Below are 25,823 nucleotides of genomic sequence, written 5' to 3'. Positions count from 1 at the left end.
ATTTTAAAAAAACTAAAGTGCACGATATCTATCTCTTAATCTTTGTCTTACCCACTCAGCCAGCGAGTTAACAGCAAAAGTAAACACCAGCAAGAGCAGCGCCGCTAAAAACAGAATCCGGTAGTGAGAACTGCCCACTTCTGACTCAGGCATCTCTACGGCGATCGTTGCCGACAAGGTTCTCATCCCCTCCAATATGTTCCAATCCATAATGGGTGTGTTACCTGTGGCCATCAAGACGATCATAGTCTCACCCACGGCTCGGCCCAGCCCCATCATAATGGCCGAAAAGATACCAGGGCTTGCGGTGAGTAAAACCACATGAGTTAACGTCTGCCACGCTGTCGCGCCCAAGGCCAATGAACCATCGGACAGGTGTTTAGGGACTGAGAAGATGGCGTCTTCCGCAATGGTGAATATGGTCGGTATTACCGCAAATCCCATAGCGAAGCCTACCACGAGAGCATTTCTCTGATCGAAATCGATGCCTTGATTGGCGAGGTAAGCTCTCACATCACCTTCAAAAAACCACGCTTCAAGATTAGCGCCTTGATAGACAATTAAAGTGACTAAGACAAGGATAACTGGCATCAATAACGCCGCGTGCCAACCATTGGCAAACTTTCTCGTACAAGCACTTGGTAACAAATGCCAAACGCCACCGATAACAATGGTAGACAGCGGCAAGCAAATCAGTAGAGCCAAAACAGACACCAAGTGCCTTTCAACCAAAGGGGCAAACCAAAGCCCAGCGAGAAAACCAATAATGACCGTTGGCAAAGCCTCCATCAACTCAATCGAGGGTTTAACGATGCGACGCATTCTCGCCGTCATAAAGTAAGCCGTATAAATCGCCCCCAACACAGCGATGGGAATAGCAAACAACATGGCAAAGGCTGCTGCCTTTAACGTGCCAAACGCAATAGGGATCAAACTAAATTTGGCTTCAAACTCATTGTCGGCGGATGTGGTTTGCCATACAAACTCAGGTTCTGGGTAACTCTCGTACCATACTTTTTGCCACAGGGATGACAGAGAAATCTCGGGGAAGGGGTTGTCTAGATGTGCAACACTCACTCTTCCATCACGGTAAGCCAGTAAATACTGTTCATTCCCCGACATGGCAGCAAACTGAGGCACTTTTTTGTAGGTGCGATTAAAAATCACCAGCTTTTCACTAGTGGTGTAATGGCTCTGTACCGTACCGTTGATATAAAAACTATAAAACCCTTTTCGATAGGTATCGGGAAGTAAAAACTGTAGTTCAGAGGCGAGCTTAAACTCTCGGATATGGGTTAAATGTCTCTGCCCATTGCGAACTACATCGAACCACTGGGAAACCAGCCCGTCATTGTGAGTCACCAACAGAGAGTGCGCTCCTGACAAGAGATCAATGTTTGATACCGAATGTTTACTTTCTCCCAAGCTGAGATCGACGATCTCTCGAACCGTCATTTTTTCACTTTCGCGGTTGGCAATAATTAATTCAGAGCCGCTGAGCAAGTACAATAACTTTCCATTGGGAGTAAAAAAGATCTGATCCAGTTGTGGCACTGGCATCGAGAAGAGATAACTGCTCCATCGCCCCTCTTCCATCCAGCGAACTTCAATTCTGTCATCGCTATAAGCACCTGCAAATATCAACACATCATCTTGAAGTGCAAAAGCAAATTGTTTGAGTGTTACACCCGCTCTTTGAAGTACTGGTTCCGACAAAGGGTAGGTTTCTAACTTGGGGACAAATTCGCGTCCATTACTCGACATGCGGCTAGTAAGGTGAGGCCGAACTAGTTTAACGTCCCCTTCACTACTGGCCATTGCCAGCCAGCCGGACGACGAAGGTGCAGCATAAAACAAGTCGTACTCATCGCCCAAAGCGTGAGTCTGCGTGTCGTCACCTGAATCTTCGCTAAGGGTAACAAAATCCAAATTGCCTTCGGGGTAGAGCAAATAGGCGTGCTCACCGTAGTCATCAATTCCCATCGCCAATGGCGTAGAAGTATTTACGGCGCGGTTGGCTATATCTGGCGTGATACCGGCATCTTTAAAAAGAGGTAAAACCATCAAAGCTAGGTAAACAAATATCAGAACCAAGGCCGCAAGAACCCCTACGCCTCCCGATGAAACGGCAAGGCGAAAAAGGCGATCTTTGATCAATCTCTTTCTGTCTGGTTCTTTTAATGAAAAATCGGCTACTGCCATTGTCTAATTTACCTAGTTTGTCCCACAATTATAATATGTCGTTTAGGTGACACTTATATTACAGCCAGCAATAAACATCTGAAAACAATGCAATATGGTTTTGAAATAAAAATGTAATAGAAACATCTTAATTTGCTACACCAGTTCTAAAAAAATTTTTGTTAGTTGGTTAAAAGCCGTCTTCGGCAATAGGTGCAGAGAATGAGTGCGGAAAAACTCTACGTAGAAAAAGAATTAAGCTGGCTGTCATTTAATGAGCGCGTCCTCCAAGAAGCGGCAGATAAATCTGTACCTATCGTTGAGAGAATTCGCTTTCTGGGCATTTTTTCCAACAACTTAGATGAATTTTACAAAGTCCGTTTTGCCGACGTTAAGCGACGTATTTTGATCAACCAAGAACGCGGTGGCAATGACAACTCAAAACACCTTCTGAGCAAGATGCAGTCTAAAGCTCTTAAACTCAATGAACGCTTTGACGAACTCTACGCCGAGCTTATCCGTGAAATGGCACGTCGCCGAATCTTTCTCGTCAACGAAACTCAGTTAAGTGAAACTCAGCAAAAGTGGATAAAAAAATACTTCCACAAAGAGGTCATTCCACATATTACACCGCTGCTGATATCAGAGGATATCGACGTTCTCCAGTTCCTAAAAGATGAATACGCCTACATAGCGGTAGAGCTCAAAAAATCCGACAGCTACCAATACGCACTGTTAGAAATCCCAACGGACCACTTGCCGCGATTTGTTATGGTGCCAGAACAGAAAGGCAAGCGACGCAAAACCATTATTTTACTCGATAATATCATCCGTTACTGCCTCGATGAGTTATTCAGTGGCTTCTTCGAATACGACGAACTGAGCGGATACGCAATGAAGATGACTCGCGATGCAGAATACGATTTGCGTTACGAGGTTGAGCACAGCCTGTTAGAACAGATGTCTGAAGGGGTAAGCCAACGCCTAACCGCAATGCCTGTGAGGTTTGTATACGAGAGAGAGATGCCAAACCACATGCTCTCTTTCTTGTGTGACAAACTAAAAATATCTAACTATGACAACCTGATCCCCGGTGGTCGTTACCACAATTTTAAAGACTTTATCGGTTTCCCTAATGTTGGGCGAGAGTACCTAGAAAACAAGCCACTACCGCCGATGAATTGCGCTGATTTTGATGCTACGCCAACAAATTTGATGCGATTAAAGCTCAAGATATATTGTTGTACTACCCGTATCACACCTTCGAACACGTCACTGAACTAGTAAGGCAAGCCGCCTTCGACCCTAAAGTACTCAGTATTAAGATAAATGTTTATCGCGTGGCCAAAGACTCCCGCTTGATGAACTCGTTAATTGACGCCGTTCACAACGGAAAAAGTGTCACTGTGGTTGTCGAACTGCAGGCGAGGTTTGATGAAGAAGCCAATATCGAATGGTCAAAGGTATTAACCGAAGCGGGGGTTCACGTACTCTTTGGTGCACCGGGCCTTAAGATTCACTCCAAATTACTCTTAATTAGCCGCCGTGAAGGCGAAGAGATCGCACGCTATGCCCATATTGGTACAGGTAACTTCCACGAGAAAACCGCTCGAATTTATACGGACTTCTCCTTGTTAACGGCAGATTCCGAGTTAACCAATGAAGTTCGCAACGTTTTCGGCTACATAGAAAACCCCTATCGTCCGGTGAAGTTTAACCACCTAATAGTCTCACCTCGGAACTCGCGAACTCAGCTTTATCGCCTGATCGATACCGAGATCTTCAATGCTAAAGCAGGACGAAAAGCCGCCATTACCCTTAAGGTCAACAACCTTGTAGACAAAGGTTTGATCAATAAACTCTACGGTGCCAGTAATGCAGGGGTAGAGATCAAAATGGTGATTCGCGGCATGTGTTCACTGGTCCCCGGTGTAGAAGGGGTAAGCGACAACATCAAGATCATCAGTATTGTCGATCGCTTTTTAGAACACCCCCGCGTGCTGATTACCCACAACGACGGCGATCCTCAGGTATACATTTCATCTGCCGATTGGATGACGCGAAACATCGACTACCGCATCGAAGTCGGAGCACCAGTTCGTGACCAACGTCTTAAACAGCGAATAATTGATATCATTAATATTCACTTTACCGATACAGTAAAAGCTCGATGGATAGACAAAGAGATGACCAACACCTACGTTCCACGCGGAAACCGCAAAAAACTCCGCTCGCAGGTGGCCATTTACGACTATCTTAAAAATGTAGAAAAACAGACAAAGAAGAAAAAAGAGCAATCTTTAAAAGATGACGCAGCCAAAGGAAACACGAGACATAGCGGCCATTGATCTGGGCTCAAACAGCTTTCATATGGTCGTAGCAAAAGTGGTTGATCAAGATTTACAACTGGTCAGCCGCCACAAGCAACGGGTAAGACTCGCATCGGGATTGGACGCCCAGCAAAATCTCGACCACGCTTCCATGGAGCGAGGACTAGACTGTCTGAGTATGTTTGCAGAGCGCCTGCAAGGCTTTGAAGAGGACAATGTTCGCATTGCAGCGACACACACCTTACGCCAAGCCAACAATGCCCACCTCTTTCTACAGAGGGCGAGAGAAGTACTACCCTACCCAATTGAGATAATACCCGGCCTAGAAGAAGCGCGACTGATATATACGGGCGTGGCCCACACTCAACCAGAATCCGATTCAAAACTCGTTATCGATATCGGTGGTGGTAGTACTGAGATGATCATAGGTAAAGGTTTTGAGGCCTCGCTGGTCAACAGTAAGCGAATGGGATGTGTCAGTTACACCAATCGATATTTTGCCAATGGCAAACTCTCCAAAAAGAATTTTGCCAAAGCCAAACTCGCCGCCGAGCAAAAACTCGAATCTATTGCCTATAAGTATCGCAAAAAAGGTTGGGACATCGCCTTTGGTTCTTCTGGTACGGTAAAAGCCATAAGAGAAGTCTTGATCGGCTTAGGTTATGAAGATGGATTAATCACCTCTAAACGCCTTGAAAAGCTGATCGATAAACTGTGCGAGTGGACCAACATTGAGGATATTGAACTCACCGGACTCGCCCCTGAACGCAAACCCGTGTTTGCGGCAGGAGTGGCGATATTAGATGCTATAGTCACCGATCTCAAAATCGATGAACTTCACTTCTCCGAAGGTGCCTTGCGAGAGGGTTTGCTATACGAAATGGAAGCGAGGTTTAAACGCTCAGACATTCGTATGCGCACAACGGAAAACATGGCTCAGAAACATCGAGTGGACCTTGATCACGCAAGTAAAATCAGTGAACAGGCACAAAAGTTCTTCCACCAAGTACACAGTGAACTGGGCATCAAGAAAAAGAGCCCTTTGTTCGATTTGTTAAAATGGGGAGCCTTGCTTCACGAAGTGGGACTGAGTATCAGCTTACAGGCCTTTCATAGGCATTCAGCTTATATTCTTTCACATACTCCCATGCCGGGCTTTAATCGCGAGCAACAACGAGTGTTGGCGATGTTAGTTCGCTTTCAGCGCAAAGCACTAAAGCTTCAAGAGATGGAAGACTTTACGCTGTTCAAAAAAGAACAGGTCATAGACCTAATACGTATTTTGCGCCTTTCTATATTGCTTCACGGACAAAGGAATGAAGAGCCCCTTCCAAAACTGACACTTTCAATCAATGAAGATGAATGGACATTGACATGTGAAGACCGTGATTGGCTTGAGGAAAATCGGCTGTTAGATGCTGATTTAAATATGGAGCAAGACTATTGGAAAAGTGCAGGGTGGCGACTCAATATTTAAAAAAGTCGGGTTATAACCCGACTTTTTTTAACTCTAGTTCGGCAAAATCCGCAGAGATAGGAACATAACCATCTTTCTCTACTAACGCCTGCCCTTGTTTAGAAAAGATAAAGCGCACAAACTCCGCCTCAATCGGCGACAAAGCTTTATTGGGATGTTTGTTCACGTAGACATACAGATAACGCGAAAGTGGGTAATCACCACTGAGAATGTTTGCTTGGCTTGGAGTGATAAAGTCGCTCCCCTTCTCCGCAATTGGTAACAACTTAGCACCAGATACCACGTAACCAACACCGGAATAGCCAATCGTATTTATAGACGAAGCAACAGACTGCACCACTGAGGCTGAACCGGGTTGCTCGTTGACGCTGTTTTTAAAATCTCCGCCACAAAGTGCGCGCTTTTTAAAATAGCCATAGGTACCAGACACCGAGTTGCGACCAAACAACTGAATACTTCGTTGCGCCCATTGGTGTGACACACCCAGTTCACTCCAAGTCGCAATCGGCATATCAGAACCGCAGCGTTGTGTCGCCGAGAAAATACTGTCTAATTGCTGAAAATTTAGTCCTTTAATAGGGTTGTCGCGATGAACAAACACACCGATAGCATCAATGGCCACTCGCAGTGCAGTTGGTCGGTATCCATGGGCGCGTTCAAACGCTTCCACTTCTCGGTTGCGCATTTGACGGCTCATCGGCCCAAATTGCGCCGTACCTTCAGTCAGTGCAGGAGGAGCAGTAGAAGAACCAGAAGCCTGCACCTGTCCGTTGATAGCGGGATAAAGCACACTAAACTCTTCGAGCCACAGAGTTGTCATCCCAGCCAAAGTATCAGAACCGATACTGGTAAAACTGCCAGAAATTCCTGGCACTTTCTGATAAGCGACCAACTCGTGATTTTGAGCGATGACTTGTGAACTCAAGCCCAATGTCATCAAAGCGATAGCAAAGCGTAAATAACGTTTCATCTTAATGCACCACCAAACGCTGAGGCAGTACAAAAGAGAAGCAACTCCCTTCGCCAATTTCACTGTGAATATCTAAATGAGAGTCGTGATGCGTTAACGCGTGTTTCACAATTGCTAACCCTAAACCGCTACCGCCCGTATCTCTCGATCTCGCTTTATCCACACGATAGAAGCGTTCGGTCAATCGATGCAGGTGCTGCGGCTCTATGCCTTCGCCTTTATCTTCAACTTCAAGGCATGCCCCTTGAGGGGTTAAATGCCATCGAACAAAAATATTGGCTTGCGGCGGCGTGTACTTCACCGCGTTGTAAACCAGATTAGAAATTGCGCTGCGAAGCTGATCTTCATCCCCCAGTACTCTTAAGCGAGTATCTACCTCGAAGTGAAGTTGATGCCCGTTGTCTCCGCTTAAGCTTGCCGCTTCTTTTTCTAACACATCTAGCATAGCGGGAACATTGACCACCTCATCTAGCTCGTGCATGGGCGCAGCTTCTATTTTTGATAGCGTCAGCAGTTGATTGACCAAGCTATTCATTCGGTTAAGCTGCTCCGTCATCACTCCATGCGCTTTTGTCCACATCGGCCCTACGACCATATCAGGGTCTTCTGTCATTTCCAGATAACCCTGCAGTACCGTCATGGGGGTTCGCAGTTCGTGGGAAACGTTGGCAAAGAAGTTGCGTCGCATACCTTCGAGCTGTTTTACCTGAGTCACATCGCGAACCACCATCAGATGCTCACCCTCTGTATAAGGCACAATCCGCAACTCAAGCATGCGTTCCACATTGAGCGGAGAGCGCATCTCTAATGGCTCAGAAAAGTTCTGTTTATTTAGGTACTTAATAAAATCCGGGGTGCGAATAAGGTTTGAAATAGGTTGCCCTGAATCATCTGGCCAACGAAAACCAAGCAAGTGCTGCGCGAGCTTGTTACACCAGACGATGTTTCCTTCTCCCCGAAATACCACAACGGCATCGGGTAAGGATTCGGCACCATTGCGGAATCGGCGGATCAGGTTGGTCAGTTCTTTGCGTTTTTTACGTTGTCGCTGTTGCAGGCGATAGAGTCCGTTAAACAGGTGCTCCCAGTTACCGCTGCCCGAGGGCGGCGTTAGGCGCTTTTCATCCCATAACCAAGCTGACAGCCGGATCTGATTGTTCAGATGCCATACTAACTGCAAAACCGTGGCAGCAAAAAGCAACCACGGCAGATAACCAAAAATCCATCCTACAATCACCCAAGGGGTGTAAAAAAAAGCCAGCTCCCATGCCAGCTTTTTCCAGGTTAACCTTTCAACCATTTACCGATTTGCACCTCGTCCTATGCTTTGGTTGAGAAACGATAGCCAGCACCGCGTACAGTCTGAATAAGCTTATCGTGACCCGCTGCCTCTAGTGCTTTGCGCAGGCGACGAATATGTACATCTACCGTGCGGTCTTCTACGTACACGTTAGTACCCCAAACGTTATTTAACAACTGCTCACGGCTGTAAACGCGTTCTTGGTGTGTCATAAAGAAATGCAGCATTTTAAACTCAGTTGGTCCCATATCCACCGGTGCATCATTAGCGGTGACACGGTGAGATACTGGGTCTAAACGCAAACCTTGAACATCAATAACATCTTCAAGAGCCGTTGGCGTCACGCGGCGAATGACCGCTTTTAGCCGAGCAACCAACTCTTTAGGAGAAAAGGGCTTGGTAATGTAATCATCTGCACCCACTTCCAAACCGCGAACTTTGTCTTCTTCTTCGCCACGCGCAGTGAGCATCACTACGGGTATGTTACGAGTGAGTTCTTCTCGCTTCATATGCTTGATGAAGTTAATACCGCTACCACCAGGTAGCATCCAATCAAGTAGAACCAAATCTGGGAAAGGTTCGGCAAGTTTTGTTACTGCCGTGTCATAGTCCTCAGCTTCTACAGCTTGATAACCTTTCTGCTCAAGAACAAAGCAAAGCATCTCGCGAATTGGAGCTTCGTCTTCAACAACCAGAATCCTTCTAGACATAATTTGATTAACCTTATGTTAGTTGATTTAAGTGAGTTTTTATTGAGGTTTTAGCCTTTGCAACAGTGAGCATTATTACTAGCAATTATGACACTTTTGTGACCTTTGCAAACAAATTTTCATATAAGTTTCGCACTCGCTCCAAATGTGTTTAACAAAAGGCACCTACCAATATTGACCGTACTAACTCCTTATTCCTGAACAAAATTGCGGCCTTCAGTTCACCAAAGTAAAAAAATCTATTAACACCTAGAGAGTAAAATTGCCTATGATTGCCGGTCTGAATTAAGCAGAGAGAAACGTTATGTGGTTTAAGAACTGTCTGGTCTATCGCGTGAATCGCGAAGTGACTTTCAACGCAGATCAGCTAGAGAATCAACTAAAAGAATTTCAATTCACCCCATGCGGTAGCCAAGATAAGCAGAAGTTTGGCTGGGTGTCGGTAATGGGTAAACAAGGCGATATGATGACCCATGTAGCCGAAAACCGAATTCTCATCTCGGCTAAAAAAGAAGAAAAAATGCTGCCAGCTTCCGTGATCAAAGAGTCACTGAATGCCAAAGTTGAAGCGGTAGAAGCCGCAGAAGGTCGCCCTCTTAAGAAAAAAGAAAAAGACAATCTAAAAGACGACATCGTTTTGGATCTACTTCCTCGCGCATTTAGTCGAAGCAATATCACCAACGTGTTAATCATGCCAAAAGAAGGCCTGATCTTAGTTGATGCCAGCAGCTATAAAAAAGCTGAGGACGTGTTAGCCCTATTGCGCAAAACCATGGGTAGCCTACCTGTTGTTCCTGCAATCCCAGAACAGGCCATTGAAACGACGTTAACTCAATGGGTGAAAACAGGTGAAACACCTGTTGGCTACCAAATGCTTGATGAAGCAGAGCTAAAGTCGGTGTTAGAAGAAGGCGGTATCATTCGCTGTAAAAAGCAAGAACTGACCAGCGATGAGATCCGAACCCATATTGAAGCAGACAAAATGGTGACCAAACTCGCCCTACTCTGGCAAGAGCGCCTCGAATTTATTCTGGCAGAAGACGGCAGTATTAAACGACTCAAATTCTCCGATGAGCTAAAAGATCAAAATGAAGACATTCCTCGTGAAGACAAGGCCGCTCGCTTTGATGCAGACTTCTCTTTAATGTGTGCAGAGATGTCGGCCTTCCTGCCGGATCTCTATAGCGCCCTAGGTGGTTTGCCCCATCCAAATGCGTAACTAACCCTATCAAGCCCTGCTAGATGCAGGGCTTCTCTTTCTCTATAAAACCCACAAACTCAATATGGAGTTTTTTCTGGTCACCGCTCACAATTTCGCGTAAAATTTGCGCCCCTAATCCCACTTGGTGGGACTAGCCTGACTTGTGATCAGATTAAAAAGAGATTGAGCAATGACAATTGACAAACCTTTCGTACCAGAGCTTTTGTCTCCGGCAGGTAGCCTAAAAAACATGCGTTACGCTTTTGCGTACGGTGCCGACGCCGTTTACGCTGGACAACCGCGCTATAGCCTTCGCGTACGCAACAACGAATTTAACCACGCGAACCTAAAAATCGGTATCGATGAAGCCCACGCCTTGGGTAAAAAGTTCTACGTGGTATGCAACATTCAGCCGCATAACTCAAAGCTGAAAACCTTTATCCGCGACCTTAAGCCAGTGATTGAAATGGGCCCAGATGCCTTAATCATGTCTGACCCTGGCCTGATAATGATGGTTCGCGAAGCCTTTCCAGAAATGGCTATCCACCTTTCAGTTCAAGCGAATGCGGTCAACTGGGCAACCGTTAAATTCTGGGCGGCAAACGGCGTTGAACGCGTGATTGTCTCTCGCGAGCTCTCTCTAGAAGAGATTGAGCAAATCCGCGAACACTGTCCAGAGACTGAACTAGAAGTCTTTGTTCACGGTGCGCTTTGCATGGCCTACTCCGGCCGATGCCTACTGTCTGGCTATATGAACAAACGCGACCCTAACCAAGGAACATGCACCAACGCATGTCGCTGGGAGTACAAGGTTGAAAAAGGCACTGAAAACGATGCAGGGCAGATTGTAGAAGAGTTTGACCCTAATGCTTCGCAAGCCATTGAAGTGCAAGAAGAGCGTCCAGAAAACACCATTGGTCTTGGCAAACCTACCGATGAAGTGGTGCTTCTTTCAGAGAGCCATAAGCCAGATGAAAAAATGGCAGCCTTTGAAGACGAGCATGGTACTTACATCATGAACTCCAAAGATCTTCGCGCGATTCAACACGTGGAGCGTTTGACCAAAATGGGTGTACACTCACTTAAAATTGAAGGCCGTACTAAGTCTTTCTACTACTGCGCACGTACCGCTCAGGTGTATCGCAAAGCAATCGACGATGCCGTCGCGGGCAAGCCGTTCGACCCAAGCCTAATGACCACTCTGGAAAGCCTTGCTCACCGTGGCTACACGGAAGGATTCTTGCGTCGCCACACTCACGACTCCTATCAAAACTACGAGTATGGGTACTCGGTTTCCGACGCACAACAGTTCGTCGGTGAGTTCACTGGCAAACGTCGTGGCGACCTCGCAGAAGTTGAAGTGAAGAACAAATTTATGCTTGGCGATAGCCTTGAGCTAATGACGCCAAAAGGCAATGTCATCTTTACATTAGAAGCGATGGAAAACCGCAAATCTCAGGCCGTTGACGACGCAAAAGGCAACGGACACTTTGTCTTTATTCCTGTACCAGAAGAGATGGACTTGGAGTACGGCCTACTGATGCGCAACCTAAACACTGGCCAGGATACCCGTAACCCAACAGGTAAGTAATTATGGCGCTGCTGATCACAGATAAGTGTATCAATTGCGATATGTGTGACCCTGAATGCCCAAACGGCGCAATTACCATGGGTGACGAAATATTCGAAATTGATCCCGACCTGTGTACCGAGTGCAAAGGGCATTACGACAAGCCAACCTGTCAGTCAGTTTGCCCTATCACTAAGTGCATCATTGTCGACCCCGACAATGTCGAGACCGATGACGAACTGCTTGAAAAGTTCGTTATCATTCAGGGTCTTGCTTAAAAAAACAATGCCGCTTACAGAGCGGCATTGTTCATTTCTAACATCTCTAAACACAAAGCGGGCGGTATTTTTTTTCGCTTTTTCTTCTTCGCTTTAGGTGTATCTTCATTCGCGGTTTTTGGCTTGGGTCTCCAGCTTGCCAGTTCACTACCACACCCATCTCCTATTGGCGGTTCGATTTGTGGTGTACAAAGCTCGCTGTCATAAGGGCAGTTCAAACGAACGTGCATGTGGTAGTGATGTCCCCACCAAGGCCTAACCTTGCGCAGCCAATCTCTATTGCTGCTCGTTTCCGAATCACACAGCTTCTGTTTGATTACCGGATGGACAAAAATTCGCGCAACACTTTCGTCTTGAGCGGCGCGTTTAACCAAAGAAAAGTGTCGTCCCTGCCAATGCTCTCGGTGCAACCGATAAGCTTCTAAGTTTACAAGGCTAACAGGAACGGGCTGGTTGAGTTCTTCGTCACTGAGCGGGTAATCTGCTAATCGCAGCCAGATATCCGCATCTAAGCCCGTTTGGTGGCTGCTATGGCCAGAAGAGAATCGCCCACCTAAAGGCAAAGACAAATCGCCGATCAGCAAAAGGCTATCAAACTCATTTTGTGCAGTGCGCGCCAAACGCTCGATAAAATCAATCGTGTCAGGATGGGCATAATATCGGCCTCGCTGACTGCGAAGTACCTGATACCCTTCCCCTTCTAATGGCAGTGCATGTGCCCCAGCGAGACAACCGTTGGCATAGCTCCCAATGGCATGAGGTTCACTCGCCGAAGGAAGCTGAAAGCGCTCCCAAGGTGTTGCAGATATAGAGAAAGAAATAAACATGAGTACCATTAGTCGTATCGCGTTCATTATCTCCCTCTCACATTCGCAAATTGGTGTTAGTAGTGCTCGCCGTTATCGTAATAGCTTTTGGCATCAAGAGCTGTGAAAATCACAGCGACATCGACATCTTCTCCGATAACGCCTCTTACTTGTTTCGTCACCGAGCTGGCAACGGCATCTTGAGTTTCTTGCCCACGGTCAAACCAAAGAACCTCGACAAATGGGTACGCCGAACTCACTTCACCTTCGTGGTAAAAAGTAGTGTAGATGTATTCGAAGGTAAAATCTTCACGTGGACAGTCCATTAATGGCTGCAGTTCGTCAATAAGTGACTTAGATAGCGTTTGAACCGTTTGAGGTTCAACGGCACGAAATCGTAAATGTGGCATGACTTGCTTCCTTTTTGTAATTTGTATTTATGATATCAACTTCGCCAATGGTTAGGAAATCCATGACAAAGGGCTCGCTCATTTTTGCATTAAGGGCATAAAAAAACCGCCGTAAAGACGGCGGTTTTCAATTCTACTAATACCTTTATGGCATCTCGTCGAACTCTGCACCCTCTTTTTCCACTTGAGGTGGCATAAGGTGCTCTTTGGTAATACCAAGTTTTAGTGCCAAAGCCGATGCTACGTAAATCGAAGAATACGTACCTACAGTGATACCAAGTAGCAATGCTGTCGCAAAGCCGTGGATCATTTGGCCGCCTTGGGTAAATAGCGCGATAACTACAAACAATGTGGTACCGGAAGTAATCAAGGTACGACTCAGTGTTTGCGTGATCGAGTTGTCCATTACGTCAGAAGGTTCGCCTTTGCGCATCTTGCGGAAGTTCTCACGGATCCGGTCAAATACAACGATGGTATCGTTGAGTGAGTAACCAACAACCGTTAGCAGCGCCGCTACGATAGTAAGGTCAACTTCGATTTGCATCAGTGAGAATATACCCAAAGTGATGATAACGTCGTGCGCCAGTGCCAGCACCGCACCCGCCGCTAAACGCCACTCAAATCGCATAGAGACGTAAATAAGAATACAGATCAGAGAGACTAAGATAGCCAAACCGCCCGCTTCCGTCAGCTCGTCACCCACATTAGGGCCAACAAACTCGATTCGGCGCATTTCAACACTTTCACCCGTGCCCTGTTTGATAGCATCTAAGATCTGGTTACCCAGAGTTTCTCCAGATACATCATCACGTGGACGTAGACGCACCATTACATCACGAGCACTACCAAAGTTCTGAACCGTTGCATCACCAAAGCCTTCTGCTTCGAGTGAGCTACGGATCTGTTCAAGATTTGCTGGCTGTTCAAAACCAACTTCGATCAGCGTACCGCCAGTAAAATCTAGACCCCAGTTCAACCACTTAGTGGATAAGGTAAAGATGGCTGCACCAATCATCACAAGCGACAAAACAAAAGCCGCTTTTGACCAACGCATAAAGCCGATCGTATTTTCTGCTTTCAGAATTTGAAACATTATCTTCCCAGCCTTAGATCGACAGTTTATCTATGCGCTTACCGCCGTATAACAGGTTCACGACACAACGTGTACCAATGATGGCTGTAAACATAGAAGTCAGAATACCGATAGATAGCGTTACCGCGAAGCCTTTGATTGCACCAGTACCCACTGCAAATAGAATAATCGCAGTAATGAGAGTAGTGATGTTGGCATCGGCGATAGTACTAAATGCGTTTGCATAGCCCTGATGAATCGCTTGCTGAGGATTACGTCCGTCGCGAAGTTCTTCTCGGATACGCTCAAAGATAAGTACGTTCGCATCGACAGCCATACCGACCGTGAGAACAATACCCGCAATACCCGGTAAGGTCATTGTTGCACCTGGAATCATCGACATAACACCAATGATCAGAACCAAGTTAGCAACCAACGCCATGTTGGCGATGAAGCCAAACTTGCGGTAGTAAACCAGAGTAAACAGCATAACGGCTACCATACCCCAGATACACGCTGCGATACCCATATCGATGTTTTGCTGACCCATTGATGGACCAATGGTTCTCTCTTCAACAATCGAAATAGGAGCAATCAATGCACCTGCACGAAGTAGCAGCGCTAGGTTGTGCGCTTCAGCCGCCGAATCAATACCAGTAATTCGGAAGTTGCGTCCCAACGCCGTTTGAATCGTCGCTTGGTTAATCACTTCTTCGTGCTTAGACAGTACAACTTTGCCTTCTGGAGTGCGTCGACCACTGTCTTTGTACTCAGCAAATACCGTCGCCATCAACTTGCCCACATTCTGACGTGAGTAAGCCGACATCTTGTTACCACCTTCGCTGTCTAGCGAGATGTTAACTTGAGGACGACCGTATTCATCCACGCTAGAACTTGCATCAGTGATGTTTGCACCGCTCAGGATAATGCGTTTTTTCAGTACCACTGGACGACCGTCGCGATCTTGCTTGATTTCGCTACCCGCAGGAGCTCGACCACTCGCAGCGGCCGCTAAATCAGCTTTGTCATCCACTTCTCTAAATTCTAGAGTTGCCGTTGCACCTAAGATCTCTTTCGCGCGAGCGGTATCCTGAACACCTGGTAGCTCAACCACGATGCGGCTAGCACCTTGACGTTGCACCAATGGCTCAGCAACACCCAACTCGTTAACACGGTTACGCAGAATCGTGATGTTCTGTTCTACCGCGTAGTTGCGAATCTCTTGCAAGCGTTGCTCGGAGAAGGTGGCAGTTAACGCATAACGACCATTCGAATCTGAATCGGTAAACAGCATGTCTGGATGGTTGCGCTCTAGAAGGGTTTTCGCCGCTTCTAATTGCGCTTCATCGCGAAGCAGAACTTCCACCGCGTCTTTACCCGACGGGCGAATCGCGCGATAGCGAATACGTTCTTCACGCAGTTCTGAGCGGAATGCTTCTTCTTGCTGGCCCACCAATTTTTCCATCGCTGCGTCCATATCCACTTCCATCAAGAAGTGAACACCACCGCGAAGGTCCAGACCCAACTTCATCGGCGCAGCGCCAATAGTTTCAAGCCAATCAGGTGTTGCAGGAGCGAGGTTAAGAGCAACAATGTTGTCTTTACCCAAGGCTTCGTTTACCACATCACGAGCACTAATTTGCGTATCGGTATCGGTAAAACGAACAAGAATAGAGCCATTCTCTAGAGCAATGGACTTATGGGATAGGTTCTCTTTTTCAAGAGCTTGAGTGACAGAATCCAGCGTTGACATATCGACAGAGGCACCACGTGCCCCTGTAATTTGAATAGCCGGATCTTCACCGTAAATATTAGGAAGTGCGTACAACGCTGCGATAGCGATGGTAAACACCACCATCAAGTACTTCCACAATGGATAACGGTTTAACACAGCGAGGATCCTCGGGCTGTTTTATAGAGATTTCAGCGTACCTTTTGGTAGCACTGCAGTAACGAAGTCTTTCTTGATAACAACTTCGTTGTTCGCGTTAAGCTCGATAGAGATGTAGTCGTTCTCTTCAGAGATCTTAGTGATTTTACCTACCAAGCCACCACTAGTCAGAACTTCGTCACCTTTCTGCATGGCAGACATTAGGTTCTTGTGCTCTTTTACACGCTTAGCTTGTGGACGGTAGATCATAAAGTAGAAGATCACCGCGAACATACCCAGCATGATAATCATTTCAAAACCGCCGCCTGGTGCACCTTCTGCAGCTGCGTGTGCTTGAGAAATAAACATTAAAACGTCCTCTTAATACTTTTTATTAATATTCCAATAGGTTGGGCTCTGGCACACGACTTTCAACCCTCACTCTTATGAATTAGAGATCCCAATCTCAAAAATAATGTGCCAATGCCTAATTTTTTACCAATCACTTACCCAGTGGTGGTACTTCACGGTCGCGGCGAGCGTAAAACTCTTCCACAAACTGATCAAAACGGTCTTCATCAATCGCATTGCGGATGCTTTCCATCAAACGCTGATAGTAACGCAAATTATGGATCGTGTTTAAACGTGCACCTAAGATTTCATTACAGCGATCTAAGTGGTGTAGATAAGACTTCGAGTAATTCTGACAAGTGTAACAGTCGCAGTGCGAATCAAGTGGGCCCGTGTCGGTTTTATGCTTCGCATTGCGGATCTTGATCACACCGCCAGTCACAAATAAGTGACCGTTGCGAGCGTTGCGGGTTGGCATAACACAGTCGAACATATCGATACCGCGTCTCACACCTTCTACCAAATCTTCTGGTTTACCCACCCCCATCAAATAGCGAGGTTTATCTTCTGGCAACTGAGGACAAGTGTGCTCTAGTACGCGGTGCATGTCTTCTTTAGGTTCACCAACGGCAAGACCACCAACGGCATAGCCGTCGAATCCAATTTCCGTTAGGCCTTTGACAGACACATCGCGTAGATCTTCGTAAACACCGCCTTGCACAATGCCAAACAGAGAGTTCTGGTTCTCTAACTTGTCAAAGTGATCGCGTGAACGCTGAGCCCAACGCAGTGACATTTCCATCGACTTTTTCGCTTCGTTGTGTGTCGCGGGATATGGCGTACACTCGTCGAAGATCATAACGATGTCTGAACCAAGGTCATTTTGAATTTCCATCGACTTCTCGGCATCCATGAAAATCTTGTCCCCGTTTACTGGGTTGCGAAAGTGCACGCCAGCTTCAGTGATTTTGCGAATGTCGCCAAGACTAAATACTTGGAAGCCACCTGAATCGGTAAGAATTGGGCCATGCCAGTTCATAAAATCGTGCAAGTCGCCATGCATCTTCATGATTTCTTGGCCCGGACGAAGCCAAAGGTGGAAGGTGTTACCCAATAGGATTTCTGCACCAGTACCCTTCACTTCTTCAGGGGTCATACCTTTAACAGTACCGTAAGTACCAACAGGCATAAACGCGGGAGTTTGCACAGTCCCACGTTCAAAATTTAGCTGACCGCGGCGGGCAGTGCCATCGGTTTTTTTAAGATCAAAAGTTAACTTCACGAAGCCTCCAATTGTCAGAGAAACAGTCTGACGGTTACATCGGCCAAATGGCCCTATCCCCATTTCTGGGTATGGAGAGCGGTCGCCTTATCCTTGCGAGAAAGAGCGAGCTCTTTCCTAGCCTACTGCTAGCACTCGTTTATTTATTCGCAGAGTTTAAGTAAACCTACAAAGATAAGGGATATTACCACTCTGCGTTAACAGTTATAGGTTATTTTTCCGTTTTTTTACGGATAAACATTGAATCGCCGTAACTAAAGAAACGGTAATTTTGTTTAACGGCATGCTCGTAAGCTGCCATTGTGTTTTCGTATCCAGCAAATGCGCTTACCAGCATAATCAATGTTGACTCTGGTAAATGGAAGTTAGTGATCAAACAGTCGATCAACTGATACTCATAGCCCGGATAGATAAAGATTTCCGTATCACCAAAAAACGGCACTAAATCGGTACCATTTTTAAGCGCATCTTGAGCGGCACTTTCCAAAGAGCGTACAGACGTAGTACCTACGGCAATAATTCGACCGCCACGAGCCTTGGTCGCAGCGATAGCATCAACGACTTCTTGTGGAACTTCCACATACTCAGCATGCATGTGGTGTTCAGTGATATTGTCCACTTTTACCGGTTGGAATGTACCAGCACCCACGTGAAGCGTGACATAAGCAAGCTCAACACCTTTCGCCTTAATCTTTTCGATAAGCGCTTCGTCAAAATGCAAGCCTGCCGTTGGGGCAGCTACCGCACCCGGTTTTGAGTTGTAAACGGTTTGATAACGCTCTTTATCCGAGTCTTCGTCTGGGCGATCGATATAAGGTGGCAAAGGCATGTGTCCTATCTCTTCTAGGATCTCCAACACCTTTTTCTCTGATTTAAACTTAAGTTCGAACAGCGCATCGTGTCGACCTACCATCGTCGCCTGATATTCATCATTTTCGCCGACAAAAATGGTACTACCCGCTTTAGGAGATTTAGAGCAGCGAACGTGTGCTAAGATACTCTTTTCATCCAATAGGCGTTCCACAAGCACTTCCAGCTTACCGCCTGATTCTTTGCGGCCAAACATACGCGCAGGGATCACTCTAGTGTTGTTAAACACCATCAAATCACCGGGCTGAACCTGATCCAACACATCGGAAAACGTACCGTCAACTAATGCGCCACTATTGCCTTCTAGCTGAAGCAAACGGCTTGCCGTACGCTCAGCTTGTGGGTAACGAGCAATGAGTTCATCGGGTAGTTCGAAGTGAAAATCTGAAACTTGCATGATTTCTTGTATCTCTGACCGGGTAGTAATTTTGCAGCCGACTAGTATAGGCGGAGTGGTCGCAATAGCAAGGCTGATGTGTAATAAACTGAGACACTCAATAAGACATAATATTTACGTGGTTATGACAATAAAAACGAACTAGCTCTCAGTTAAACGGCGGGAAAAAAACTATAGTTAAAGAGTACATATTAGAACGTAGGAGGCAGCCATGATTAAGGTTGAAGACATGATGACACGCAATCCTCACACTCTGCTGCGGTCTCATACTTTATCAGATGCTAAAGATACGATGGAAGCGCTCGATATTCGTCATATTCCAATCGTTGATGCGGAAAGACGCTTGCTGGGAGTCGTTACCCAAAGAGACGTGCTCGCCGCGCAAGAATCGAGCTTACAACACCTACCGGAAAGTCAAGCATTCACCTTGAGTACTCCTCTTAACGAGGTGATGTGTAGCAACGTGATGAACGTGGCACCAAAAGCTGGGCTAAAACAGAGCGCCATTTATATGCAAAAACACAAAGTCGGTTGCCTTCCAGTGGTTGACCAAGGTGAACTGGTTGGAATTATTACCGACAGCGACTTTGTTACGATCGCAATTAATCTACTTGAGTTACAAGAAGAAAGTGAACCATCCGAAGAGTGGTGATCACTCTTCTCTATCGACGTCCGAGACTCTTAGGGAGCTTATCAGAGCTTTCTAAGAGATTGCTTATCTAATCTGACCTCAAAAAAGAAACACATAAATCCCACCACATTCACTAGAAAACTGCAAACATTCTTCTACTCTTACTATTGGGTAGTTGAATAAATTGCATATAACCATGCTTTTTGCATAGTCACTATTGACACTAGATTCTTAAACCCGTAACAATTTATGAATAAATTATAAAAAACTATAAAAAAAACAACGATTAGCGCTTAGGTAAGAATAAAGGCTTATAAGTTTATACTGGGAATTTAGACTATGAGTTTGAAGCAAAAGCTTACTTTGGGATTTGGGTTAGTCATTTTATTGCTGCTGGTTACATCAACCATTTCTTATTTGAGATTCAGCGCGACTAACGAGGGGTTCAACGATTATCGAAGGTTAGCACTCGCTAACGTAGGTGCGGGACGAGTTCAAGCGAACATTCTTGAAGCTCGACTTGCCGCCAATAAGTACATCAAGAAAAAGTCCGATGATAGCAAACAGGTGCTCGAAGAGCGTTTGAGCTTGAGTATCGAGTTGCTAGACGAGCTAATGGAGCAAAACCACAGCGAGGCTCAACTGACTGCCTTCAAAGAAATGAGGGACAATTTGGTCAGCTATGGTGACAACTTTAACAAGGTGGTCGATCTCATTGATGCACGCAATCAACTCGTTTTGGATCAGCTAGATCCAAATGGTTTGGCGATGCGAAAATCCATCACGGACCTTATGCAGTCTGCATATCAAAGCGGAGATTTAAACGTCACCGTCTATTCGGGTAATTTGCAAGAGAGTATTCTTCTAGCTCGCTTGTATGCCGCTAAATTCTTGGTGAGCAATGAAAAGTCCGACGCAGACCGAGCGCGTGTCGAGTTCCGAGCAGTCAAAGACAGAGCGACGACATTAAAATCTTATCTGCAAAGCTCAAATAACAAGGCTCAGTTCCAGCAGTTTGAAAAGGCCTTTGGTATTTATCAAAGTACCTTCTCTCAGGTGGTAGACACCATTCTGGCGAGAAACAAGATCATCAGTGGACAGCTTGACGTGATTGGTGCACAAGTCGCTGAATCGATCGAACAGACCAAGCTGATGGTTAAACGCCAGCAAGATACTCTTGGCCCACAAATGGTACAGAGATTGGATGGCGCGATGACAGTTATTCTTCTGTTGTCGAGTGTCGCGGTATTGATGGCCATTGCCATTGCCTTCTTTATCTATCGCAGTGTACTTAGCGTTGTAGGTGGTGAACCGTCGGAAATTGCCACTATCGTTAGCCAGATTTCTCAGGGTGACCTAACGGTTCGCCAAGAAGAGACGGGCAAAGAGTCGGGGATCTACAAAAATACGATTCAAATGCGTACAGAGCTTAGAAAAATCATCGAGGGCTTCCACCAGATTTCCGATCGCGTTAGTGACTCTTCGGTGTCCATGACACGTACGATGAAGCAAGCTGAATCAAATGCGCAAAAAGAGCTCAGTCAGGTTGAACAGATTGCAACGGCAATCAATGAACTCTCTAGTACCGCCTCTGAGGTGAGTCAAAATGCTTCTGGTGCTGAGCAAGCGGCAAACGCAGCAACCACCAATGTATCTGATGGACAAGATGCACTCGCTTCAGCAGATACTATTGCAGCGAAAATCGATGATTCAGTTCAAGAGACTTCACACATCGTTGAACAACTCAACAACTACTCGACCGAAATCGGTACTGTCGTCGAAGTGATCAACGGTATTTCAGAGCAAACTAACTTACTGGCTCTTAACGCTGCTATTGAGGCCGCTCGCGCTGGTGAACAAGGTCGAGGCTTTGCTGTCGTAGCCGATGAGGTTCGCTCACTAGCAGCGAAAACTCAGCAATCTACGATTGATATTCAGGAAATTATTTCCAAGCTCCAATCTCAGGCTACACAAGCCAACGAGTACATGCAAAACAATACCTTACTGGTTGAAGACTCTCGCCAGATGAGCGATAAACTCAGTAACTCCTTTACTGAAATTGCTCGTTCGGTAACTGAGATTTCTGATATGAACACCCAAGTCGCCACGGCGTCTGAAGAGCAATCTGGCGTAACACAAGATATCTCTGAAAACGTCTCAATGACCTTTGATCTGGTCAACGAAAACGTAACGGGTATTCAAGAAAGTAAACAAGCCAGTGAAGAGCTAGCCAACCTAGCTAATGAGCAGAAAAAACTACTGGCTTTCTTCCGTCTATAAGTTCCAGAGTAGTGTAAAAAGGGAGCCTAGCTCCCTTTTTTGTTGCTGCTAGAAAGCCGAGCCCTTCTTCAACCTTCAACCTTCAAATTTCTACCTTATACCCTTTTCTGCTTTCTGCTTTCTGCTTTCTGCTTTCTGCTTTCTGCTTTCTGCTTAGATTTTACTTGTCCTCTGTCGTGTTAAATAAGCTGCGATAAGTTTTACCACGCCATTGCACCCAAATTAGCAACTGATATTCCATCACCTCTCACGCAGCATCGAACTGATCCATTAATCAGAGTGGTAAACCATCAGCCTTATTACTTATCCCTTGAAGATTAGTGCCCTCTGCCACGATAAACCGCAAATAAAAAAAGAGCGGCCTAAGCCGCTCAAATGCATGTCAAATAGTGAAATAAATGCCTAAAATTGATCTTCTTCCGTTGAGCCTGTCAAAGCTGTAACCGAAGAATTTCCACCTTGAATCGTGTTGGTCATACGGTCAAAATATCCCGTACCCACCTCTTGTTGGTGAGCCACAAAAGTATAGCCCTTCTCTGCAGCTTCAAACTCTGGACGCTGAACTTTTTCAACATAGTGGCGCATACCCTCACCTTGCGCATAAGCATGTGCTAATTCAAACATGTTGAACCACATGTTGTGAATGCCAGCAAGTGTGATGAACTGGTATTTGTAACCCATATTTGCAAGCTCCTGTTGGAACTTAGCAATGGTTTCTGCATCCAAGTTTTTCTCCCAGTTAAATGAAGGAGAACAGTTATATGCCAGTAGCTGGTCTGGGTATTCGGCGTGAATCGCTTCGGCAAACTTGCGAGCTTCTTCCAAACAAGGTGTAGCTGTCTCACACCAGATCAAATCTGCATATGGAGCGTAGGCCAAACCACGTGAAATCGCTTGGTCAATACCCGCACGTACGCGATAGAAACCTTCTGCAGTACGCTCACCAACAATAAAGTCCTTGTCATACGGGTCGCAATCAGAAGTCAGCAGGTCGGCAGCATTTGCATCTGTACGCGCAATCACCAGTGTTGTGGTGCCGGCGACGTCAGCCGCTAATCGAGCCGCAACCAGTTTTTGCACCGCCTCTTGAGTAGGTACTAATACTTTGCCACCCATATGACCACATTTTTTCACCGAAGCGAGTTGGTCTTCGAAGTGAACACCAGCCGCACCTGCGTCGATCATCGACTTCATTAGCTCATAAGCGTTGAGTACGCCACCAAAGCCTGCTTCAGCATCTGCGACGATTGGTAGGAAATAGTCAATACCACCTTCATCTTCAGGCGTTTTACCCGCAGCCACTGGATTTGGTCCGCGCGTCGGAACGAGTTATTGATGCGTTTGACTACTGCTGGAACCGAATCTACTGGTATAGAGACTGGTCTGGATACATGGTTGAAGCCGTGTTGTTGTCTGCTGCAACCTGCCAGCCTGACAAATAAATCGCTTCAATGCCTGCTTTTGCTTGCTGTACCGCCTGACCACCAGTTAGTGCACCCAGACAGTTTACGTAACCCTTTTTCGAGCTGCCGTTGACCAAAGACCAAAGCTTATCTGCACCGCGTTGTGCAATTGTGTTAGCAGGAACCATAGAGCCGCGTAGTTCGACGACTTCTTCAGCAGTATAAGGTCGTTTAACCTGTTTCCAGCGCGGGTTCGTTGCCCAGTCTTTTTCCAGAGCTTCAATTTGTTGACGACGAGTTAAAGTCATTGGTCTATCCCTCTTATAATGAATGCGTTACCGCATTGTTTTTCCTTCTCTTTGTAGTACAACTGGCTCTACGCTTGAGTTCATTTCACGTATTGATGGCCTTGGGCCTAGTTAATCTAAATACTCATAACCCGGTACGGTTAAGAAATTTGTTAATTCATCGCTAGTCGTTAATGACGCCATTAATTTTGCCGCTTCCCCATAGCGACCAGATTGGAACCGTTCGCTTCCGACCTCTTGCTCAACAACCTTTATCTCTTCGGCTAGATATTGCTCAAACAAGCCCTTGGTGACAGTTTCACCGTTGTCCAAGGTTTTTTGATGCTGAATCCATTGCCAAATCGATGCGCGAGAAATTTCTGCTGTCGCGGCATCTTCCATTAAACCGTAAATAGGGACGCAGCCGTTGCCTGAGATCCAAGCTTCGATATATTGAAGGGCGACGCGAATATTGTGACGCATCCCTTGTTCCGTTCTTTCACCGCCACAAGTTTCCAATAACTCCTTGGCGGTAACTGGCGCATCTTCCTCTCGGCTTATTTCCAGCTGATTGCGGCGCTCACCGAGTACTTTGCTAAACACTTCCATGGCGGTATCGGCTAAACCGGGGTGCGCCACCCAAGTACCATCGTGGCCATTGTTTGCTTCCAGTGATTTATCTTTGTGAATTTTTTCTAGGACCTGTTGATTTTCTGTTGGGTCCTTAGCGGGAATAAAGGCCGCCATCCCCCCCATGGCAAATGCACCACGCTTGTGACAAGTGCGTACCAACAACCTCGAATAAGCATTCAAAAATGGCTTGTCCATAGTAACGACTTGGCGATCTGGCAGTATTCGATCCGAATGCTTTTTCAGCGTTTTGATATAACTAAATATGTAATCCCAGCGGCCGCAGTTCAGACCGACAATATGCTCCTTAAGAGAAAATAAGATCTCATCCATCTCAAAGACTGCGGGAAGCGTCTCAATCAGTACCGTCGCTTTGATAGTTCCAGTATCAAGCCCGAAATAATCTTCGGTAAAATGAAACACCTTGCTCCACCACTGGGCTTCTTTGTGAGATTGCAGCTTGGGAAGATAAAAATAAGGTCCACTTCCTTTGCTCAACAGTGTTTTGTAGTTGTTGTAGAAGTAGAGCGCAAAATCAAACAGTGCTCCGGGGATAATTTGACCGTTAAAGGTAACGTGCTTCTCTTTAAGGTGTAGACCTCTAACACGGCAGATCAACACCGCCGGATTGGGATCCAATTGATAGTGCTTGCCATTGGATTCATTGGTATAGCTGATGGTTCCTAGATTCGCATCGCGAAGATTCACTTGTCCATCAAGTACCTTTTCCCATGCAGGAGACATTGAGTCTTCAAAATCTGCCATAAACACTTTAACGTTGGCGTTAAGTGCATTGATCACCATTTTCCTATCGGTAGGCCCAGTGATTTCAACTCGGCGATCTTGTAAATCCTCAGGAATTCCAAGAATTTTCCAACTCCCTTCGCGAATGTCCTCTGTCTCTGGCAAAAAGTCCGGTAGATCACCGTTATCAATTCGTGCTTGCTTTTGTTCCCTTTGCTCAAGAAGTGTCTCTACTTCTTCGCTAAACTTGCTGCAAAGTAATGACAAAAAGGTTTGGGCTTCCACAGGGAATATTGCTTGATGTTGCTTTGAAAGCGTCGTAGTGACGTTCAACTTGCTTTGAGTTTCTTGGGCTTCTGCGGTGAAATTTTTGTCTGGTGTATATGCAAGCATCATTCTCTTCCTTGAACACTGGCTCAGAAACTTTATCTGATTCAATTAGCTAAATAATTACATTTGTAAGTATTAAACCACGTAACGGTGGCATTTATAATTAAGGCCGCTTATCTAGACTTCGTACTTACCACTCTACTTTCACTCAAATCCAACGTGAGAACAATCTAGACATAAGTCTTAACGAAGCCTTATTAAATCTACACACTAAAGCGGTAGAGTAAAAGTTCAAAACAAGACAAAAAGTAAAATTCAAAGTTTTATTCCGCAACCCTATCAGACCCTATTCAGCACAAAAACCCGTAAGCAGTTACGTAATTTAATTACAAATGTTTTTGATAAAATTCGCCAATAACGAACTCGGTTTTGTGGGTATTTCT

Annotated in this window: 18 protein-coding genes and 2 pseudogenes; 7 read left to right on the top strand and 13 right to left on the bottom strand. The window is 45.9% G+C overall.

The features are described 5' to 3' along the window. Window positions 1-12: 12 nt before the first annotated feature. Window positions 13-2,202, bottom strand: coding sequence for an ABC transporter permease subunit (locus tag BLO31_RS01300; RefSeq protein ID WP_070962524.1), 2,190 nt, complete (start codon window positions 2,200-2,202; stop codon window positions 13-15). A gap of 201 nt (window positions 2,203-2,403) precedes the next feature. Here BLO31_RS01300 and ppk1 point away from each other — a divergent pair. After that, window positions 2,404-4,529: pseudogene (gene ppk1, locus BLO31_RS01295) on the top strand (polyphosphate kinase 1). Further along, entirely contained in the window at window positions 4,489-5,988 is a 1,500-nt protein-coding gene (gene ppx / locus BLO31_RS01290; RefSeq protein WP_070962523.1) for an exopolyphosphatase, read from the top strand. Before ppk1 ends, ppx begins: the two are co-directional and overlap by 41 nt. Before the next feature lie 10 nt (window positions 5,989-5,998). On the opposite strand, the gene BLO31_RS01285 is transcribed toward ppx, so the two are convergent. The 3 genes from BLO31_RS01285 to phoB are packed head-to-tail and all read right to left on the bottom strand — an operon-like array spanning window position 5,999 to window position 8,968. After that, the gene (locus tag BLO31_RS01285; RefSeq protein ID WP_070962522.1) at window positions 5,999-6,958 is read right to left on the bottom strand and encodes a PstS family phosphate ABC transporter substrate-binding protein; all 960 of its coding nucleotides are present in this window, start codon (window positions 6,956-6,958) and stop codon (window positions 5,999-6,001) included. Window position 6,959: 1 nt separating this feature from the next. Beyond that, window positions 6,960-8,258 (bottom strand): phosphate regulon sensor histidine kinase PhoR, encoded by a 1,299-nt coding sequence (gene phoR, locus BLO31_RS01280; protein ID WP_070962521.1) that lies wholly within the window; start codon window positions 8,256-8,258, stop codon window positions 6,960-6,962. 20 nt (window positions 8,259-8,278) lie between these two features. Then, entirely contained in the window at window positions 8,279-8,968 is a 690-nt protein-coding gene (gene phoB / locus BLO31_RS01275; RefSeq protein WP_070962520.1) for a phosphate regulon transcriptional regulator PhoB, read from the bottom strand. A gap of 304 nt (window positions 8,969-9,272) precedes the next feature. On the opposite strand from phoB, the gene rdgC reads away from it, so the two are divergent. From rdgC to BLO31_RS01260, 3 genes are all read left to right on the top strand, one after another. Beyond that, window positions 9,273-10,187, top strand: coding sequence for a recombination-associated protein RdgC (rdgC, locus tag BLO31_RS01270; protein WP_070962519.1), 915 nt, complete (start codon window positions 9,273-9,275; stop codon window positions 10,185-10,187). 172 nt (window positions 10,188-10,359) lie between these two features. After that, window positions 10,360-11,760 carry a prephenate-dependent tRNA uridine(34) hydroxylase TrhP gene (gene trhP, locus BLO31_RS01265; protein ID WP_070962518.1) on the top strand — a complete coding sequence of 467 codons (1,401 nt, stop codon included), beginning with the start codon at window positions 10,360-10,362 and terminating at the stop codon, window positions 11,758-11,760. A 2-nt stretch (window positions 11,761-11,762) separates the two neighbouring features. Next, window positions 11,763-12,017, top strand: coding sequence for a YfhL family 4Fe-4S dicluster ferredoxin (locus BLO31_RS01260; RefSeq protein ID WP_070962517.1), 255 nt, complete (start codon window positions 11,763-11,765; stop codon window positions 12,015-12,017). Window positions 12,018-12,031: 14 nt separating this feature from the next. Here BLO31_RS01260 and mepA read toward each other — a convergent pair whose 3' ends face one another. The 7 genes from mepA to queA form a co-directional block, all read right to left on the bottom strand. Further along, a complete protein-coding gene (mepA, locus tag BLO31_RS01255) occupies window positions 12,032-12,871 on the bottom strand; it encodes a penicillin-insensitive murein endopeptidase (protein WP_070962516.1) in 840 nt (279 codons plus the stop codon). Window positions 12,872-12,900: 29 nt separating this feature from the next. Further along, window positions 12,901-13,233 carry a DUF1904 domain-containing protein gene (locus BLO31_RS01250; RefSeq protein WP_070962515.1) on the bottom strand — a complete coding sequence of 111 codons (333 nt, stop codon included), beginning with the start codon at window positions 13,231-13,233 and terminating at the stop codon, window positions 12,901-12,903. A gap of 145 nt (window positions 13,234-13,378) precedes the next feature. Continuing rightward, on the bottom strand, window positions 13,379-14,326 hold the full coding sequence (secF, locus tag BLO31_RS01245) for a protein translocase subunit SecF (protein ID WP_070962514.1): 948 nt from the start codon (window positions 14,324-14,326) through the stop codon (window positions 13,379-13,381). Between the two features lie 13 nt (window positions 14,327-14,339). After that, window positions 14,340-16,196 carry a protein translocase subunit SecD gene (gene secD / locus BLO31_RS01240; RefSeq protein ID WP_084659572.1) on the bottom strand — a complete coding sequence of 619 codons (1,857 nt, stop codon included), beginning with the start codon at window positions 16,194-16,196 and terminating at the stop codon, window positions 14,340-14,342. A gap of 21 nt (window positions 16,197-16,217) precedes the next feature. Continuing rightward, window positions 16,218-16,544 (bottom strand): preprotein translocase subunit YajC, encoded by a 327-nt coding sequence (gene yajC, locus BLO31_RS01235; RefSeq protein ID WP_070962512.1) that lies wholly within the window; start codon window positions 16,542-16,544, stop codon window positions 16,218-16,220. Between the two features lie 133 nt (window positions 16,545-16,677). Further along, window positions 16,678-17,808, bottom strand: coding sequence for a tRNA guanosine(34) transglycosylase Tgt (tgt, locus tag BLO31_RS01230; RefSeq protein ID WP_070962511.1), 1,131 nt, complete (start codon window positions 17,806-17,808; stop codon window positions 16,678-16,680). A 211-nt stretch (window positions 17,809-18,019) separates the two neighbouring features. Next, the gene (queA, locus tag BLO31_RS01225) at window positions 18,020-19,075 is read right to left on the bottom strand and encodes a tRNA preQ1(34) S-adenosylmethionine ribosyltransferase-isomerase QueA (RefSeq protein WP_070962510.1); all 1,056 of its coding nucleotides are present in this window, start codon (window positions 19,073-19,075) and stop codon (window positions 18,020-18,022) included. A gap of 211 nt (window positions 19,076-19,286) precedes the next feature. Here queA and BLO31_RS01220 point away from each other — a divergent pair, with 211 nt between their 5' ends. Both BLO31_RS01220 and BLO31_RS01215 read left to right on the top strand, forming a co-directional pair. After that, window positions 19,287-19,727 carry a CBS domain-containing protein gene (locus BLO31_RS01220; RefSeq protein ID WP_070962509.1) on the top strand — a complete coding sequence of 147 codons (441 nt, stop codon included), beginning with the start codon at window positions 19,287-19,289 and terminating at the stop codon, window positions 19,725-19,727. Between the two features lie 318 nt (window positions 19,728-20,045). Beyond that, complete coding sequence (locus tag BLO31_RS01215) at window positions 20,046-21,986, top strand: HAMP domain-containing methyl-accepting chemotaxis protein (RefSeq protein WP_070962508.1); 1,941 nt, start codon at window positions 20,046-20,048, stop codon at window positions 21,984-21,986. 402 nt (window positions 21,987-22,388) lie between these two features. Here BLO31_RS01215 and aceA read toward each other — a convergent pair. Beyond that, window positions 22,389-23,697 (bottom strand): annotated as a pseudogene (gene aceA / locus BLO31_RS01210) (isocitrate lyase). Window positions 23,698-23,808: 111 nt separating this feature from the next. After that, on the bottom strand, window positions 23,809-25,443 hold the full coding sequence (aceB, locus tag BLO31_RS01205) for a malate synthase A (protein WP_070962507.1): 1,635 nt from the start codon (window positions 25,441-25,443) through the stop codon (window positions 23,809-23,811). Between the last annotated feature and the right edge of the window lie 380 nt (window positions 25,444-25,823).

It is taken from the genome of Vibrio sonorensis, from assembly GCF_001854765.1.
Classification (GTDB): Bacteria; Pseudomonadota; Gammaproteobacteria; order Enterobacterales; family Vibrionaceae; genus Vibrio; species Vibrio sonorensis.
Note: the sequence above shows the minus strand (reverse complement) of the source record. Positions and strands in the feature narration are given on the sequence as shown.

Excerpts from the sequence above, each read along its gene's own strand:
- BLO31_RS01300 (WP_070962524.1), bottom strand. The coding sequence starts at position 2,202 with ATGGCAGTAGCCGATTTTTCATTAAAAGAACCAGACAGAAAGAGATTG.
- ppx (WP_070962523.1), top strand. The coding sequence starts at position 4,489 with ATGACGCAGCCAAAGGAAACACGAGACATAGCGGCCATTGATCTGGGC.
- BLO31_RS01285 (WP_070962522.1), bottom strand. The coding sequence starts at position 6,958 with ATGAAACGTTATTTACGCTTTGCTATCGCTTTGATGACATTGGGCTTG.
- phoR (WP_070962521.1), bottom strand. The coding sequence starts at position 8,258 with ATGGTTGAAAGGTTAACCTGGAAAAAGCTGGCATGGGAGCTGGCTTTT.
- phoB (WP_070962520.1), bottom strand. The coding sequence starts at position 8,968 with ATGTCTAGAAGGATTCTGGTTGTTGAAGACGAAGCTCCAATTCGCGAG.
- rdgC (WP_070962519.1), top strand. The coding sequence starts at position 9,273 with ATGTGGTTTAAGAACTGTCTGGTCTATCGCGTGAATCGCGAAGTGACT.
- trhP (WP_070962518.1), top strand. The coding sequence starts at position 10,360 with ATGACAATTGACAAACCTTTCGTACCAGAGCTTTTGTCTCCGGCAGGT.
- BLO31_RS01260 (WP_070962517.1), top strand. The coding sequence starts at position 11,763 with ATGGCGCTGCTGATCACAGATAAGTGTATCAATTGCGATATGTGTGAC.
- mepA (WP_070962516.1), bottom strand. The coding sequence starts at position 12,871 with ATGAACGCGATACGACTAATGGTACTCATGTTTATTTCTTTCTCTATA.
- BLO31_RS01250 (WP_070962515.1), bottom strand. The coding sequence starts at position 13,233 with ATGCCACATTTACGATTTCGTGCCGTTGAACCTCAAACGGTTCAAACG.
- secF (WP_070962514.1), bottom strand. The coding sequence starts at position 14,326 with ATGTTTCAAATTCTGAAAGCAGAAAATACGATCGGCTTTATGCGTTGG.
- yajC (WP_070962512.1), bottom strand. The coding sequence starts at position 16,544 with ATGTTTATTTCTCAAGCACACGCAGCTGCAGAAGGTGCACCAGGCGGC.
- queA (WP_070962510.1), bottom strand. The coding sequence starts at position 19,075 with ATGCAAGTTTCAGATTTTCACTTCGAACTACCCGATGAACTCATTGCT.
- BLO31_RS01220 (WP_070962509.1), top strand. The coding sequence starts at position 19,287 with ATGATTAAGGTTGAAGACATGATGACACGCAATCCTCACACTCTGCTG.
- BLO31_RS01215 (WP_070962508.1), top strand. The coding sequence starts at position 20,046 with ATGAGTTTGAAGCAAAAGCTTACTTTGGGATTTGGGTTAGTCATTTTA.
- aceB (WP_070962507.1), bottom strand. The coding sequence starts at position 25,443 with ATGCTTGCATATACACCAGACAAAAATTTCACCGCAGAAGCCCAAGAA.